This is a genomic window from Enterococcus sp. 2STP, from assembly GCF_032465635.1.
GTDB classification, from domain to species: domain Bacteria; phylum Bacillota; class Bacilli; order Lactobacillales; family Enterococcaceae; genus Enterococcus_B; species Enterococcus_B lactis.
The window spans coordinates 171,699-185,961 of the sequence record NZ_JAWDJH010000013.1 but is presented as its reverse complement, the minus strand read 5'-3'; the positions used below and the strand labels follow the sequence as shown (position 1 = coordinate 185,961).

At 36.9% G+C, this 14,263-nt stretch carries 14 protein-coding genes; 11 read left to right on the top strand and 3 right to left on the bottom strand.

Translation table 11 applies throughout. The annotated features are described in order from the left end of the window. The first annotated feature begins 210 nt into the window (after positions 1-210). The 11 genes from RWU19_RS04930 to RWU19_RS04880 all read left to right on the top strand — a co-directional run bounded on the left by RWU19_RS04930 (position 211) and on the right by RWU19_RS04880 (position 10,377). Positions 211-1,695 (top strand): BglG family transcription antiterminator, encoded by a 1,485-nt coding sequence (locus RWU19_RS04930; RefSeq protein WP_002343959.1) that lies wholly within the window; start codon positions 211-213, stop codon positions 1,693-1,695. Beyond that, the gene (locus RWU19_RS04925) at positions 1,685-2,092 is read left to right on the top strand and encodes a PTS sugar transporter subunit IIA (protein WP_123837679.1); all 408 of its coding nucleotides are present in this window, start codon (positions 1,685-1,687) and stop codon (positions 2,090-2,092) included. Before RWU19_RS04930 ends, RWU19_RS04925 begins: the two co-directional genes overlap by 11 nt. Next, positions 2,089-2,403: a PTS fructose transporter subunit IIB gene (locus tag RWU19_RS04920; RefSeq protein WP_002316825.1), complete on the top strand. Its 315-nt coding sequence runs from the start codon at positions 2,089-2,091 to the stop codon at positions 2,401-2,403. Before RWU19_RS04925 ends, RWU19_RS04920 begins: the two co-directional genes overlap by 4 nt. A gap of 15 nt (positions 2,404-2,418) precedes the next feature. Then, positions 2,419-2,871: a fructose PTS transporter subunit IIA gene (locus tag RWU19_RS04915; RefSeq protein WP_002290571.1), complete on the top strand. Its 453-nt coding sequence runs from the start codon at positions 2,419-2,421 to the stop codon at positions 2,869-2,871. A 16-nt stretch (positions 2,872-2,887) separates the two neighbouring features. Continuing rightward, entirely contained in the window at positions 2,888-3,208 is a 321-nt protein-coding gene (locus tag RWU19_RS04910; RefSeq protein ID WP_002315681.1) for a PTS fructose transporter subunit IIB, read from the top strand. 19 nt (positions 3,209-3,227) lie between these two features. Next, positions 3,228-4,325, top strand: coding sequence for a PTS fructose transporter subunit IIC (locus tag RWU19_RS04905; protein WP_002315682.1), 1,098 nt, complete (start codon positions 3,228-3,230; stop codon positions 4,323-4,325). A 56-nt stretch (positions 4,326-4,381) separates the two neighbouring features. Beyond that, entirely contained in the window at positions 4,382-5,071 is a 690-nt protein-coding gene (alsE, locus tag RWU19_RS04900) for a D-allulose 6-phosphate 3-epimerase (protein ID WP_002290574.1), read from the top strand. A 212-nt stretch (positions 5,072-5,283) separates the two neighbouring features. Beyond that, positions 5,284-6,210, top strand: coding sequence for a PTS mannose/fructose/sorbose transporter subunit IIAB (locus RWU19_RS04895; RefSeq protein ID WP_123837678.1), 927 nt, complete (start codon positions 5,284-5,286; stop codon positions 6,208-6,210). Between the two features lie 23 nt (positions 6,211-6,233). After that, positions 6,234-7,031 (top strand): PTS mannose/fructose/sorbose/N-acetylgalactosamine transporter subunit IIC, encoded by a 798-nt coding sequence (locus tag RWU19_RS04890; protein WP_002341162.1) that lies wholly within the window; start codon positions 6,234-6,236, stop codon positions 7,029-7,031. Continuing rightward, the gene (locus tag RWU19_RS04885) at positions 7,018-7,824 is read left to right on the top strand and encodes a PTS system mannose/fructose/sorbose family transporter subunit IID (protein ID WP_033650113.1); all 807 of its coding nucleotides are present in this window, start codon (positions 7,018-7,020) and stop codon (positions 7,822-7,824) included. Before RWU19_RS04890 ends, RWU19_RS04885 begins: the two co-directional genes overlap by 14 nt. A 135-nt stretch (positions 7,825-7,959) precedes the next feature. Further along, positions 7,960-10,377 (top strand): polysaccharide lyase 8 family protein, encoded by a 2,418-nt coding sequence (locus tag RWU19_RS04880; RefSeq protein ID WP_123837677.1) that lies wholly within the window; start codon positions 7,960-7,962, stop codon positions 10,375-10,377. Positions 10,378-10,423: 46 nt separating this feature from the next. Here the strand turns inward: RWU19_RS04880 and nrdF are convergent, their stop codons facing one another. The 3 genes from nrdF to nrdH form a co-directional block, all read right to left on the bottom strand. Further along, the gene (gene nrdF, locus RWU19_RS04875; protein WP_002287792.1) at positions 10,424-11,389 is read right to left on the bottom strand and encodes a class 1b ribonucleoside-diphosphate reductase subunit beta; all 966 of its coding nucleotides are present in this window, start codon (positions 11,387-11,389) and stop codon (positions 10,424-10,426) included. A 49-nt stretch (positions 11,390-11,438) separates the two neighbouring features. Beyond that, a complete protein-coding gene (gene nrdE, locus RWU19_RS04870) occupies positions 11,439-13,598 on the bottom strand; it encodes a class 1b ribonucleoside-diphosphate reductase subunit alpha (RefSeq protein ID WP_002290582.1) in 2,160 nt (719 codons plus the stop codon). A gap of 158 nt (positions 13,599-13,756) precedes the next feature. Continuing rightward, positions 13,757-13,981, bottom strand: a complete 225-nt coding sequence (nrdH, locus tag RWU19_RS04865; RefSeq protein ID WP_002287795.1) for a glutaredoxin-like protein NrdH — start codon at positions 13,979-13,981, stop codon at positions 13,757-13,759. Between the last annotated feature and the right edge of the window lie 282 nt (positions 13,982-14,263).

The window sequence follows — 14,263 nt, the reverse complement described above, 5'->3', positions numbered from 1 at the left end:
TAAAACCCATGAAGTCTGCTATTGCAGAAGTAAATAAAATTATGATGGTAGATGAAATTAGTGGAACTTTATAAAAATAATAGAAGTAAAATTGGGATAAAACATCACACTTTAGAAAGCGGATACAAAAATGTCTGATGCAATGGACAAATTTCAGTGAAACAGATGGAATAAAAATGGTTATGATAAAGATGCAAAGGGGGAAGGATCATGACTAGTCAAATGAATCGAGAAAATAAATTGGTGTTGCTCTTGTCAAAACAAAATCATTACATGACTTCAGAAGAATTAGCTGATTTATTAGATACCTCGACTAAAACGGTCTACCGCTTAGTAAAAAAAATAAATACAGAATTTCAAAATGGTCACTTGATTTTATCAGAAAAGGGGAAAGGGTATAAATTAGACTACGAAAAATTTATTGAACGAAACAAAGAAACAAATAATCTATCGATTAGTCTATCGCCAAATGAACGTCAGAATCGTGTAATGGAGGAACTTTTACTGTCTTCACCAAGAGCAATCAGGATATCTGAGCTTTTTAATGCCTACGAGGTGGGTGATTCGGCAATTTCCAATGATGAGAAAAGTATCGCACAAAAGTTGAGGAAGTTTGATCTTCAATTGATTCGAAAAAATCGGACATTAGCCATCAAAGGTTTAGAAGAAGATATACGTAGAGGGCTTGCAGAAGTTATTTGGCGCATGAATATCCTTGATATCGATGAAATAAATGCTTCGAAAACGTTCAACTTCAATCGTTACGATGTCTTGTTCGTTTCAGATCAATTAAAGCTAATCGAAAAAATATTAGAAGGTGGACTTCCTTATCCTTACAATGTCAATATTTTTTCACATCTGTATATCTTGATCAGTCGCTCAAGGAAAAGGAGTGCTCCCGCCAGAGAAGAGGAACTAACCACGGAACAAATTGAATTCTTTGAAAAAGATAACCAAATTAAAAAAACAGCCGAAATCGTTATACAAAATGTTGAAAAATATCTGGCAACTTCGTTATCTGTGAATGAATCTTACTATCTCTATCAGTATCTAGTTTCCTCAAGAATGGAAAAAACAACAAAAGAAATAAAAAAATTTCCAGAAGAGGTAGAAAAAATCACTACTTACTATTTAGAAGAAGTAGGCAAACGAATCAATATGAAAGTGACAAATGAAAGTATTTTTATTGATCTAGCCAATCATATCAAACCAATGATCAATCGCTTAAAAAATCGTATCCACGTAAAAAATGGCTTGTTGGACCAAATTCAGCTGACCTATGAAAAAATCTATAACAGTGTGTCTGAAGTATCTAAAGAAGTCAGTCAGCACTTCAAATTACCTCTAATCAATGCAGATGAGATTGGCTTCATAACGTTGTATTTCGCACGGATGTTAGAAACACAACAATTACCGATTCAGACATTGATTATGTGTACGACAGGTATTGGAACTTCTGAATTGTTAAAAGCAAAAATCATCAAAAAATTTCCAGACTTAAATATAGTAGATGTCATTGCGACAAAAAACTATCGTACGGCTTTAGAAAAAAATCCGAATATCGAATTGATTTTGACAACTGTTGGAATCCGCTCACGATTAGGAGTCCATACATTACTTGTTAGTGCGATGCTAACAGCAGATGATCAATCACGAATCCAGAAAAAGATTGGGGAAATCTATAATGAAAGATGAGTTCATCGAAAGAATCGAAGTATCCGTTACTTCTCAACGAGAGGCATATCATTGGTTAGCAAGTTCACTTTACCCTGGAGAAGAAGAGAAAATAAGCATATTGATGGAAGCTTTTCTTATACGTGAACAAAATGGAAATATTCAAATTGAAGAGGGGATCATTCTTCCTCATATTGAACATGAGTTGATCACTGAATCAAAAATCATCATTTTGTATCCCCAAAAAACCATTATTCAATGGAACGAAGCAATCGAACAAGTCGATTTGATTCTTTTTGTATTGCTTTCACCAAACGAAACTACGGAAAAAAAGAAGAAAATAGCGAATTTTATGAGATGTTTAGCGGACGAAACATTTATGCAAACATTAAAGAAAATAAGGAGAGATAAAAGATGAAAATCGTAGGAGTAGCCGCATGCACAGTTGGGATTGCCCATACGTATATTGCACAAGAAAAATTAGAAAATGCAGCCAAAAAAGCAGGACACGAGATGCACATCGAAACGCAAGGAACGATTGGTATCGAAAATGAATTAACCCCAGAACAAATAAAAGAAGCAGATCTCGTGATTCTGGCAATTGATGTAAAAATAAGCGGCAGAGAACGATTTGAAGGAAAACGTATCATTCAAGTACCGACAGAAATCGCCATCAAATCACCCAATAAACTAATCGAAAAAGGCGTTGAAGTCGTAAAACAAGCGTGAAGGAGTGGAAATGCCATGGAAGTAACAAACATCATCGATCCGAATACGATCAAAACAAACTTAGCAGGAACGACAAAAGAAGAAGTACTTGAAGAATTAGCAACTATATTGTTGGAAAATGCGTATATCACCGATGTAAAAGAATTTATGAAAGATATATATGCTCGTGAGAAAGAAGGGCAGACAGGTATTGGGAACTACATTGCAATTCCTCATGGAAAAAGTGCATCTGTCAAAAAGATCGGGGTAGCAATTGGAGTGACAGCTCGAGAAATCCCTTGGGAAACATTAGATGGTAAAGGGGTAAAAGGAATTATTTTGTTTGCTGTGGGCAATGATAATGAAGGGGCTAAAACTCACTTGAAGTTGTTATCTTTATTTGCAAGGAAACTAGGAAATGATGAAGTTGTTGAGCAATTGATCAAAGCAAAAGAGACAAAAGAGGTCATCGCAGCATTTGCATCATAAAAAGGAGGAAGAAAACATGAAGATCATAGGAGTAGCTGCATGTACAGTTGGGATTGCCCATACGTATATTGCACAAGAAAAATTAGAAAATGCAGCCAAAAAAGCAGGACACGAGATGCATATCGAAACACAAGGAACGATTGGAATCGAGAATGAATTAACCCCAGAGCAAATAAAAGAAGCAGATCTCGTGATTCTGGCAATTGATGTGAAAATAAGCGGCAGAGAACGATTTGAAGGAAAACGTATCATTCAAGTCCCCACTGAAATAGCCGTAAAGTCACCCAATAAACTGATCGAAAAAGCACAAGAAATAATTGAAAAACAACTTGTTTGATCATAAGGAGGGAAAAAAGATGGAAAAGATAAAAAAGTTAAATTTAAAGGGACATTTATTGACAGCGATTTCTTATTTGATTCCAATCGTTTGTGGAGCAGGGTTCTTGATTGCTATCGGGATGGCGTTCGGTGGAACAAGTCAAGGGACACTGGTACAAGGTAAATTTTCTTTTTTTGATGCTTTAGCAACAATGGGAGGCGCTGGTTTAGGGTTACTTCCTGTAGTCATTGCAACAGGGATTTCTTATTCTATTGCAGCAAAACCAGGGATTGCTCCAGGGTTCATCATCGGATTGACAGCGAATGCTATTGGGGCTGGTTTTATTGGGGGGATATTAGGTGGCTATCTTTCTGGATTTCTCGTGTTAGCTATTTTAAACCATGTGAAAGTCCCAAATTGGGCAAAAGGACTGATGCCAACATTGATTATTCCATTTGTTGCTTCTATCCTAGGTGGGTTAATCATGGTCTATATCATTGGAACACCTGTTGCCTTGTTTACGTCTTTTCTTACGAATTTCTTAGATGGATTAGGTAATTCGTCCTTGTTGATTTTTGGCGGTGTGATCGGTTTACTAAGTGGCGTTGATTATGGTGGACCAATTAACAAAACTGTTTTTGCCTTTGTTCTCACAATGCAAGCAGAAGGAATCAATGGGCCAATTACAGCCCTCCAATTGGTGAATACGGCGACGCCTATCGGTTTTGGATTAGCTTACTTTGTCGCAAAAATATTTCGGAAAAACATCTATACAAAAGTGGAAGTCGAAACATTGAAATCAGCTGTTCCAATGGGTGTGATCAATATCGTCGAAGGTGTGATCCCACTAGTGATGAATGATATCGTCCGAGGTGTGGTTGCTACGGCTATTGGCGGATTTGCTGGTGGTGCAACGACAATGATCCTAGGAGCCGATGCAACAGTACCCTTTGGCGGCGTATTGATGATTCCGACGATGTCCAGACCTTGGGCAGGCGTGATAGCAATCTTAGTGAATGTTCTTGTGACAGCCGTTGTTTTGGCAATTATCAAAAAAGATGTGGGGAAAGAAGTCGAATCCGTAGTGGAAAAGGAAGAAGAAGATATTGACTTGGGAGACATTCAGATTTTCTAAGTCCTTCATTTAGTCGGGGATTCAATCATTGATTTTTAAATAAAGGAGTCTTATATATGAGTAAAGTTTTGTTCTCACCATCTTTAATGACGATGGATCTAGATAAATTTAAGGAACAAATTGAGTTTTTGAATCAGCATGTCGATTCTTATCATATCGATATCATGGATGGACATTATGTACCTAATCTGACATTGTCTCCATGGTTCATTGAGGAAGTACGAAAAATCAGTCATTTACCAATGTCTGCCCATTTAATGGTCACAGACCAAAGTTTTTGGGTAAATCAATTGATTGCACAAAAATGCGAATGGATTTGTATGCATGTCGAATGTTTAGACGGGCTAGCCTTTCGATTGATCGATCAGATCCATGCTGCAGGGCTAAAAGCAGGAGTCGTATTAAATCCTGAAACACCTATTGAAACTATTTTCCCTTATATTGATTTAGTGGATAAAATCACTATCATGACAGTCGATCCCGGTTTTGCTGGACAGCGCTTCATCGAAAGCACATTAGATAAAATCGTTGATTTAAGAAAACTTCGTCAAGAAAAGGGATATCATTATTTGATCGAAATGGACGGATCTTCGAATCGAAAATCATTTAAGCGAATTGATCATGCCGGACCAGATATCTATATCATCGGCCGTAGTGGATTATTTGGTTTAGACGAAGACATTGAGAAATCATGGGCCATCATGAAAAGAGACTATGAGGAAACAACTGGAAAAAGTATAGAATAAGGAAATAGTTAAAAAGGTGAGAGGCAAAAGTTTAAGAGCTACTTTTGCCTCTCACCTTTTTTGTATGCTGATACTTTTTAGATAAATGTACAGAAATAAAAAAACATAACATGTTAAGATGTTAGGTTTACGAATGAGATAAACTATGTTATAGTGTGTTTGTACAAAAGATAATATGTTAAGTAGGATTTTATTTTTGGGGAGGAAAAGTGATGCAGAATATTATATTGATTAGTCATGGCAGTATGGCTGAAGGCGTCAAGGCAAGTTTAGAAATGATCGTCGGAAAGCAAGATCATGTTCATGTCGTTGCGTTGACGCCTGATGGAGACAATCGGCAATTCGAAGAAGAATTATTAAAAAAAATGAAAGCCCTTAACGGCTCATCCTTGATTATTGCAGATCTTTTAGGTGGTACGCCATGTAATGTAGCATTAAGCAACTATCTAGAATCAGAAAATGTAGAAATTATTGCAGGGATGTCTTTACCATTAGTCATAGAAGCAACGTTGAATTCAACTGCTACGGTAAAAGAATTGATCCAAGCAGCAACAACTGGCATTGTTGATGTGAAGCAAAAAATGAAACAAACAGAAATCGAAAAAGAACCAAGCCTTCCAATGGATAATAGCCAATTGTATGAGGCATATAAAGGAAAAGAAAATATCGTGAATGTCAGGATAGACGAGCGTTTGATCCATGGACAAGTTGCGGGCATCTGGGCGCCCAGTTTGCACACACAGCGAATCATTGTGATCAACGATGAAGCAGCAGCAGATCCGTTACAAAAATCTTCCTTAAGAATGGCAGCGCCTACATCGATGAGACTTTCAGTTTTGCCGGTTGAATCTGCTGCGAAAAATATACGTTCAGGAAAGTATGGAAAACAGCGTCTATTCCTAGTATTCAAAAATCCAACAGATGTCTTACGTTATTTGAAAGCCGGAGGAAAGCTAACACACGTAAATGTTGGAAATATGAGTTATAAAGAGGGATCAAAAGATATAACAAAAAGTATCAAAGTATTAGAAGAAGAAATTGATGTGTTCGAATCAATTGCAGCAATGGATATAAATGTAACCGCTCAATTGGTACCAAATGATCCAGTTATTGACTTCATGGATAAACTAAGAAATTAAATAAAAATGAGGAGGAAGAAAGTATGCACTTAGCAGCGTATCAAATTATTCTTATTACGGTTTATGCTTTTATTGCAATCAATGATTCGCTTATTTCAAATACATTAACACAACCAGCCATCGCAGGTATGATTTCTGGAATGATCATGGGAGACTTAAAAACAGGCTTGATGGTTGGAGGTACATTGCAACTAATGAGACTAGGGATTGCGGCTTTCGGTGGGGCATCAGTTCCTGATTATTTCACAGGAGCCGTCTTGGGAACAGTATTTGCGGTTATCTCTGGGAAAGGTGCAGAGTATGGTATAGGATTGGCTGTTCCAGTATCTTTATTGATGTTGCAACTTGATGTAGTCGCTCGCTTTTGTAATGTTTATCTCTTGCATCGTGTAGATAGAGCAATTGATGATATGAAAATCAATCGTATACCGCGATTAGTCTTATCTGGCTCTTTTCTTTGGGGATTATCACGAGCCATTCCGATTTTATTGATGCTTTTAGTCGGTGATGCTGCTGTTTCAACGATCACAGAAAATACACCAGAATGGTTGATGAATGGACTAAAAACTGCTGGTGGGGTGTTACCAGTCGTTGGTGTAGGAATCTTGTTGCATTACCTTCCAACAAAACAATATATTCCTTATTTACTATTGGGTTTCTTTTTAGCCGCTTATTTACAAGTGCCAATGCTTGGTATCTCAATCGTCGGTGTGATTGCTGCAATTATTGTATTTAAAAAAGATAGTGAAAAAGCAGAACATCCGACAGTGACAGCCACAAATAATGGAACATTTGAAGGAGGATATGATGGGGATGAATAACCAGAAATTAACAAAGCAAGAGCTGAATGCGATTAGTTGGCGCTATATTTTAGGAAGTCAGCTGAACTGGAACTATGAACGAATGATGAGTTCTGGCTATTTATATGGGATATTACCAGTATTGAAAAAATTCTATGGTAATGACGAATCACAATTACAGGATATGATGCGTACACATAATCAATTCTTCAATACCAACGCGATTTTCGGAAATTTGATCATGGGGATTGATGTGGCAATCGAAGAAGAAGATGGTTACAAAGCAAAAGACACAATCATTGCCTTAAAAACAGCTTTAATGGGTTCTCTTGCTGGCGTAGGTGATTCATTGTTCCATGTGATTTGGGGAACGATTTTTGGATCGATCGCAGGAACATTAGCTCAAAGTGGCTCAATTGTTGGGTGTGTGATTTGGGTCATCGCGAATATCGCTTTATTATTTGGACGGGCTGCATTATTACCATTAGGATACAAACAAGGAGTCAAACTTGTCACAACTTTGAAAAACAAATTATCTGCATTCACTAATGCCGCAACAGTTTTAGGTGTCACGGTAATTGGTGCTTTGATTCCTTCCGTGGTAAAGGCAACGGTCCCATTTGTTTATAAAAAAGATGGGGTGGAATTAGTTATCCAAGATACATTAGACGCTATTTTACCCTCTCTTGTTCCAGTGTTACTTGTTTTATTAACTTATTGGATGTTGGGACAAAAGAAATTGAATTCCACACGAGTAATCTGGATCATTTTGATTCTTTCCATTGCATTAAGTGCGTTTGGTATTTTAGCTTAAAAAAGGAAAAGTGAGATACGTCCGTTCACACATTTGTCCAAAAAGTAGAGGCTAAGCGGTTTTCTCATTCACTAAGATAAATGTGATTTTAGCCTCTGTATATTCATACAATCTGATGAGAAAGAGGGAGCAAAGATGGAGAAAAAAGGTTTGGGTAAAAGGCTTCTTTTGATGAGTATGCTTAGTTTAATTAGTTTATTTGGAATGAGTATATCAACCTTTGCCGAGGAAGATGAATTTCAAAAGATGGAAGAACGATGGAAAAGTCAACTTGTCTTTGAAAAAGAAAGTCCGGAAAATGAGTCATTAAGAGCATATATAGAAGCGTTATCAAAAGAAGCGGAAAATTTATATCAAACATTGGATCAATCACCTGACCGGACCTATCTATGGCCACTTGAATCGGGAAATACTTCTTCAGCAGATTTGACGACACAATTTACGAAACTCCAGAAACTTACTTATGCCTATAAAACAAAAGGGACAACACTTTATCAACAGCCAGAGGTGGCTGCAGCAATTAAAGAGGGAATCGATTTTATGATTACCAAAAAAGGATATGATGGGAAAAAGTATTATGGAAATTGGTGGGATTGGCAAATTGGTATCCCACAAAAATTTGTGAATATCCTTCTACTGTTGCACCAAGAGCTATCCAGTGAAAAAATCCAACAATATACAGCTATTTTGAGTCAATATGTACCTGATCCATTCCAGCAATTATATACTAAACCACAAGATTCATTTGTAGACCTTGCATTTATCCCTAACTTTTCAACGACCGGTGCCAATCGAACAGACTTATCATTGACTGTTTTAGGAGTAGGTATTTTACAAAAAGATGCCACAAAAATCCATCAAGCAGTGAATGGGATCAAAGATGTTTTTCAACTCGTGACAAGTGGAGATGGGTTTTACGCAGATGGTTCCTTTATCCAGCATAATGATATTCCTTATACAGGTTCTTACGGGAATGTACTAATCAAAGGAGTCGGACAGATTTTTACGATTGTGGATGGGACTTCTTATACAGCAGCTTCTGATGCCATTCACGCTTTCGTAGAAAATGTAGAGAAGGCCTTTATTCCTTTGATTTACCAAGGTGAAATGCTTCCCATGGTGAATGGACGCGCTATTTCACGTGCGCCTTCAAAGACGAAGGTAGGATACGGGTCTTCAACGATGTATAATTTATTGATTGTTTCAAAATTTGCACCAGAAGATAAGCAAAAGGAACTAAAAGAAGCAGTCAAATATTGGATGCAATTGAACCCTTCGTATTATATAACGAATGTAAGAGATTATAATGACCTGGTCATGACACTATCCTTATTAGAAGACCAGACGATTTTAGGGAAGGATTTACCATTCATAGGGACAAAAATGTATCATAAAATGGATCGTTTTGTTCAGCGTACCAGTAAGTATATGGTAGGAATCAGTATGTATTCGAACCGTATCTCTTCTTTTGAAGCAGGAAATAAAGAAAACAAACGTGGCTGGCATACATCGGATGGGATGGTCTACTTATATAATGAGGATGATGTACAATTCGGTAAAAGCTATTGGCCGACTGTCGATCCTTATCGATTGCCAGGAACAACGGTCGATACAGTCCCTTTAAAAGATGAAATCTCTTCTTTTACGACTGTGCGATCAAATGAAAAAGCCGTTGGCGGTGTATCAAATGAAGGTCAGGCAGTGGTAGGTACGGCTCTAAATAAAACTGGAACAAAGAATAATGGGACAGTTTTGCCAATGGATGTCAAAGGGAAAAAATCGTGGTTTGTGCTTGACGATCAATTGATTGCGCTTGGTTCGGGAATTACCGGTAACACAAATGCGTCTATTGAAACGGTTATAGATAATCGTTTATTAAACGATCAGTTTACTTATAAAGTTGTAACAGAAACAGGAGAAGTTACCCAGCCAACCGAACAAAGTGAAAAAGAATGGTTATTGTTACAATCAAGTCAACCAGAAACATCGATCGGTTATTATTTTCCTGAGAAAGAAACAGTAAAAGTGATAAGTGAAGAACGGCAAGGTACTTATAGGGAAATCAACGAATCATTTCCCAGTGATGAAGTTTATCATGGAAGTTATCGGAAGTTTTTGATCAATCATGGAAAACATCCAATCAATGAAGCTTATGCATATGTGATATTACCAGGAGTGAACGAAAAAGGATTAAAAGAATATGCAGAAAAAGAACCAGTTACTATTCTTCAAAATACTCCAAAAATTCAAGCGGTAAAAGTAAAAGAATCCGGTTATTTGGGTATCAATTTTTGGGATAATACTGGTGGAGAATTAGATGGATTAAAAACAGATAAACCACTTTCTGTATTAAAGAAAATAAACGAACAAGAAAAAAGTTATACGTTTGCTGATCTTGCTCATACAAAGACGAAAATAACGATTGAATTACCAAATGATTTTGAAACTGTTCGAAGCATGAGTGAAGGAATTACCTATGATGAGCAGATGGGTCGCTTTACTATTGATTTTTCGCAAACATCGGATACACAAAAACAAATTGTCGTGGAATAAAAAAAGCGCACAAGAATAGAATATTCTTGTGCGTAATTTTTTATCCTTATTCCAATCCAATCAAATAATCGTCATCTTTCATGGCTTCTACATGACCTAACAAATAGCCGTTTCCGACTTGTGAGAAGAAGTCATGGTTGCTTGTGCCTGTTGAAATCCCGTTCATTACGATTGGGTTGACATCATTGGCAGTATCTGGGAAGAGTGGATCCATCCCTAGGTTCATCAATGCTTTGTTGGCATTATAGCGGAGGAATGTTTTGACTTCTTCTGTCCAACCGATTGGATCGTATAATTCTTCTGTATAACGTTCTTCGTTTTCATAAAGTTCATAAAGAAGGTTGTACATCCAGTCTTTCAACGTTTCTTGTTCTGCTTCAGGCAATTCGTTGAAACCTAATTGGAACTTGTAACCGATGTAGGTTCCATGTACCGATTCATCTCGGATGATCAGTTTGATGATCTCTGCTACGTTTGCCAATTTGTTGTTTCCTAAATAATAAAGAGGAGTATAAAAACCTGAATAGAACAAGAATGTTTCTAAAAAGACGCTGGCAATTTTCTTTTCTAGCGGTGTACCGTGTTTGTAGATTTCATTGATACGCTCAGCTTTTTTTTGCAGATAAGGATTCGTATTCGTCCAGTCAAAAATTTCTTCGATTTCTTTTTTCGTGTTCAGTGTACTAAAAATAGAAGAATAACTTTTGGCATGAACGGATTCCATGAATTGGATATTGTTCAAAACGGCTTCTTCATGGGGAGTGCGGACATCTTTACGCAACTGATCCATGCCGCTTTCAGATTGGACAGTATCCAGCAGTGTCAAACCGCCGAATACATGTCCTACTGTATCTTTTTCCAATTGAGACAATGTGCGCCAATCATCTAGGTCATTTGAAAGTGGGATACGTGTATCTAGCCAAAATTGCTCCGTCAGCTTCTCCCAAGTGGATTTATCAATGATATCTTCAATTTCATTCCAGTTTATTGCTTCATAATATGTTTCTGACATGAGAATGCTCCTTTAATTAAAATATGAATAAGCGAATCTATCTATGATATTAGATCACGCAGCTTTCACATTGATTGCTTCCGATTTCTTCTGCATCATCAGTAAAGGTACGTACATAATAAATGGATTTGATTCCTTTATGGAAAGCGTAATGTCTTAAAATATTCAAATCACGTGTCGTTTGCTTCGTTGTTGTCTTCCATTCATAAATACCTTCTGGGATTTCAGAACGCATGAATAAAGTCAAACTCATGCCTTGATCGACGTGTTGTTGTGCTGTTGCATAAACATCGATCACTTTACGCATGTCCATATCATAAGCAGAAGTGTAATATGGAATCGTCTCATTGGATAAATAAGGCGCTGGGTAATAAATTTTACCGATTTTCTTCTCTTGGCGTTCTTCGATCATGCGAGTGATAGGATGAATGCTTGCACTCGTATCATTGATATATGAAATTGAGCCATTTGGTGCTACTGCCAAGCGATTTTGGTGATATAGCCCATCTTTCATTACTGCTTGTTTCAAGGCATTCCAATCTTCAGCAGTTGGAATAAAGATTCCTTCAAACAATGCTTTGACTTTTTCTGATTTTGGCTGGAATTCTCCAGTTACGTATTTTTCGAAATAAGTGCCATCAGCATAAGCTGATTTTTCAAAATTATGGAAAACTTGTTTTCTTTCACGAGCGATATTATTGCTTTCAACAAGTGTCCAATAATTCAACAGCATGAAATAAATATTTGTAAAGTCTAATGAATCCTCTGAGCCATATTCCATTTGTTCTTTTGCAAGATAAGTGTGTAAGCCCATGGCACCTAATCCAATCGTATGATTCAGCTTATTTCCGTTTTGGATCGGTGGCACGACATCGATATCAGATGCATCTGTAATAAATGTCAATGCACGAGTCATCGTACGCACAGATTGACCAAAGTTAGGGCTTTGCATCAAATTCACGATATTTGTCGAACCTAAGTTACATGAGATATCTGTTCCTAATACTTCATACTCCTGTTTGCCGTTGATCACAGAAGGCGTTTGAACTTGTAAAATCTCTGAACATAAATTACTCATGATAATCTTACCGTCGATTGGATTCTCGCGGTTCGCTGTATCAATATTGATTACGTAAGGATAGCCAGATTCTTGTTGTAATTTTGAGATTTCATTTTCAAGATCACGCGCTTTGATTTTTTGTTTGCGAATGTTTGGATTTGCAACTAGATGATCATACTCAGCTGTAATATCTACATAAGAGAATGGGACACCATATTCTTTTTCGACACTATATGGACTAAATAAATACATATCTTCGTTTTTGCGTGTCAATTCATAAAATTTATCAGGTACGATCACACCAAGAGAAAGAGTTTTTACGCGAATCTTTTCATCTGCATTTTCTTTTTTTGCTGAAAGGAAAGCAATAATGTCTGGATGGAACACATTCAAATAAACCACACCAGCTCCTTGACGCTGGCCTAATTGATTAGAATAGCTGAAACTATCTTCGAATAATTTCATGACTGGAACGACACCACTCGCAGCACCCTCGTATCCTTTGATAGGAGCGCCGGCTTCACGAAGATTTGATAAAGTAATCCCCACGCCGCCACCAATACGGGACAATTGCAAAGCAGAGTTGATTGAACGCCCGATAGAGTTCATATCGTCAGTGACTTGAGTCAAGAAACAAGACACCAATTCGCCCCGACGTTTACGTCCAGCATTCAAGAAAGAAGGTGTAGCTGGCTGATAACGTTGATGGATCATTTCATCTGCAAGAGCAAGTGCTAATTCTTCATCCCCGTTCGCAAAGTAAAGCGCATTGAAGGCTACTCGATCTTCATAAGTTTCCAGATAAGCGGAACCGTCGTTGGTTTTCAACGCATATTGAGAATAAAATTTGTAAGCAGCCATAAAAGATTTGAAAGAAAAATGTTGTTCGTCCAAAAATTGATATAGCTTTTCAATAAATGATGGTGAATATAATTGGATGAATTCTGCTTCTATATATTCTTGATCGATCAAGTAATTGATTTTTTCCATAATAGATGGAAAAGTCATCGTATTTGGTTTGACATTTTCTTCAAAAAAGGCAGCCAAAGCTTCTTTATCCTTATTCAAAGGGATTTGACCATTGACTGGTCGATTGATTTCATTATTCAGCTTGAAATAACTGACATCTTGTAAATTTTTAAGACTCATACGTACGCCCAACCTTCATTTCGTATTTGATGATGCTTGATTGCAAATCATTGCATTGTTTTTAAGCTTTAAAAAAGGATTTGGAAGTTTGCGACAAAAACTGGTGCTGTCTCAAGCCCTTCAAATCCATGTATCTTGTTTTGATTCTTTTAGTCATGTTAGCTGGCAAGTTTACGCAACTGATCAGGACGGAATCCGATAACTGTTTCTGCATCGGAAGTAATGACAGGAACACTTTGGAATCCTTGTGCTTTCAACCAGTCTACTGCTTCCGGTTGTTCATCGATATTGACTTCTTCAAAAGCGATTTGATTTTCTGTTAAAAAACGTTTGACCATCTTGCATTGCATACAATTATTTTTAGAAAAGATTTTTACGTTCATGATGAGTGCCTCCTCTAAACACATTCTTATTATCTATAATAGATAGTATAAAACTCTTAGTAAAAAAGTCAAACAACAAACACTACATATTGTGTTGTGGAAACTGTGGAATACTAAGTTTTGTGTTTTTGAAAAAAGAGCTGAAAACAAGTATCGTGTGGGAAAATAGCAAATCTAATAGAGAAAAAATTGTGGAAAACTATGAAAAAATATTTTTTTCTCATTTTTATCTATCAATACTAAAGATTCGCTCATAATATCACAAGTGTAATTGACATTCTC

Excerpts from the sequence above, each read along its gene's own strand:
- RWU19_RS04905 (WP_002315682.1), top strand. The coding sequence starts at position 3,228 with ATGGAAAAGATAAAAAAGTTAAATTTAAAGGGACATTTATTGACAGCG.
- RWU19_RS04880 (WP_123837677.1), top strand. The coding sequence starts at position 7,960 with ATGGAGAAAAAAGGTTTGGGTAAAAGGCTTCTTTTGATGAGTATGCTT.
- RWU19_RS04930 (WP_002343959.1), top strand. The coding sequence starts at position 211 with ATGACTAGTCAAATGAATCGAGAAAATAAATTGGTGTTGCTCTTGTCA.
- RWU19_RS04890 (WP_002341162.1), top strand. The coding sequence starts at position 6,234 with ATGCACTTAGCAGCGTATCAAATTATTCTTATTACGGTTTATGCTTTT.
- nrdF (WP_002287792.1), bottom strand. The coding sequence starts at position 11,389 with ATGTCAGAAACATATTATGAAGCAATAAACTGGAATGAAATTGAAGAT.
- RWU19_RS04915 (WP_002290571.1), top strand. The coding sequence starts at position 2,419 with ATGGAAGTAACAAACATCATCGATCCGAATACGATCAAAACAAACTTA.
- RWU19_RS04910 (WP_002315681.1), top strand. The coding sequence starts at position 2,888 with ATGAAGATCATAGGAGTAGCTGCATGTACAGTTGGGATTGCCCATACG.
- RWU19_RS04920 (WP_002316825.1), top strand. The coding sequence starts at position 2,089 with ATGAAAATCGTAGGAGTAGCCGCATGCACAGTTGGGATTGCCCATACG.
- nrdH (WP_002287795.1), bottom strand. The coding sequence starts at position 13,981 with ATGAACGTAAAAATCTTTTCTAAAAATAATTGTATGCAATGCAAGATG.
- RWU19_RS04885 (WP_033650113.1), top strand. The coding sequence starts at position 7,018 with ATGGGGATGAATAACCAGAAATTAACAAAGCAAGAGCTGAATGCGATT.
- alsE (WP_002290574.1), top strand. The coding sequence starts at position 4,382 with ATGAGTAAAGTTTTGTTCTCACCATCTTTAATGACGATGGATCTAGAT.
- nrdE (WP_002290582.1), bottom strand. The coding sequence starts at position 13,598 with ATGAGTCTTAAAAATTTACAAGATGTCAGTTATTTCAAGCTGAATAAT.
- RWU19_RS04895 (WP_123837678.1), top strand. The coding sequence starts at position 5,284 with ATGCAGAATATTATATTGATTAGTCATGGCAGTATGGCTGAAGGCGTC.
- RWU19_RS04925 (WP_123837679.1), top strand. The coding sequence starts at position 1,685 with ATGAAAGATGAGTTCATCGAAAGAATCGAAGTATCCGTTACTTCTCAA.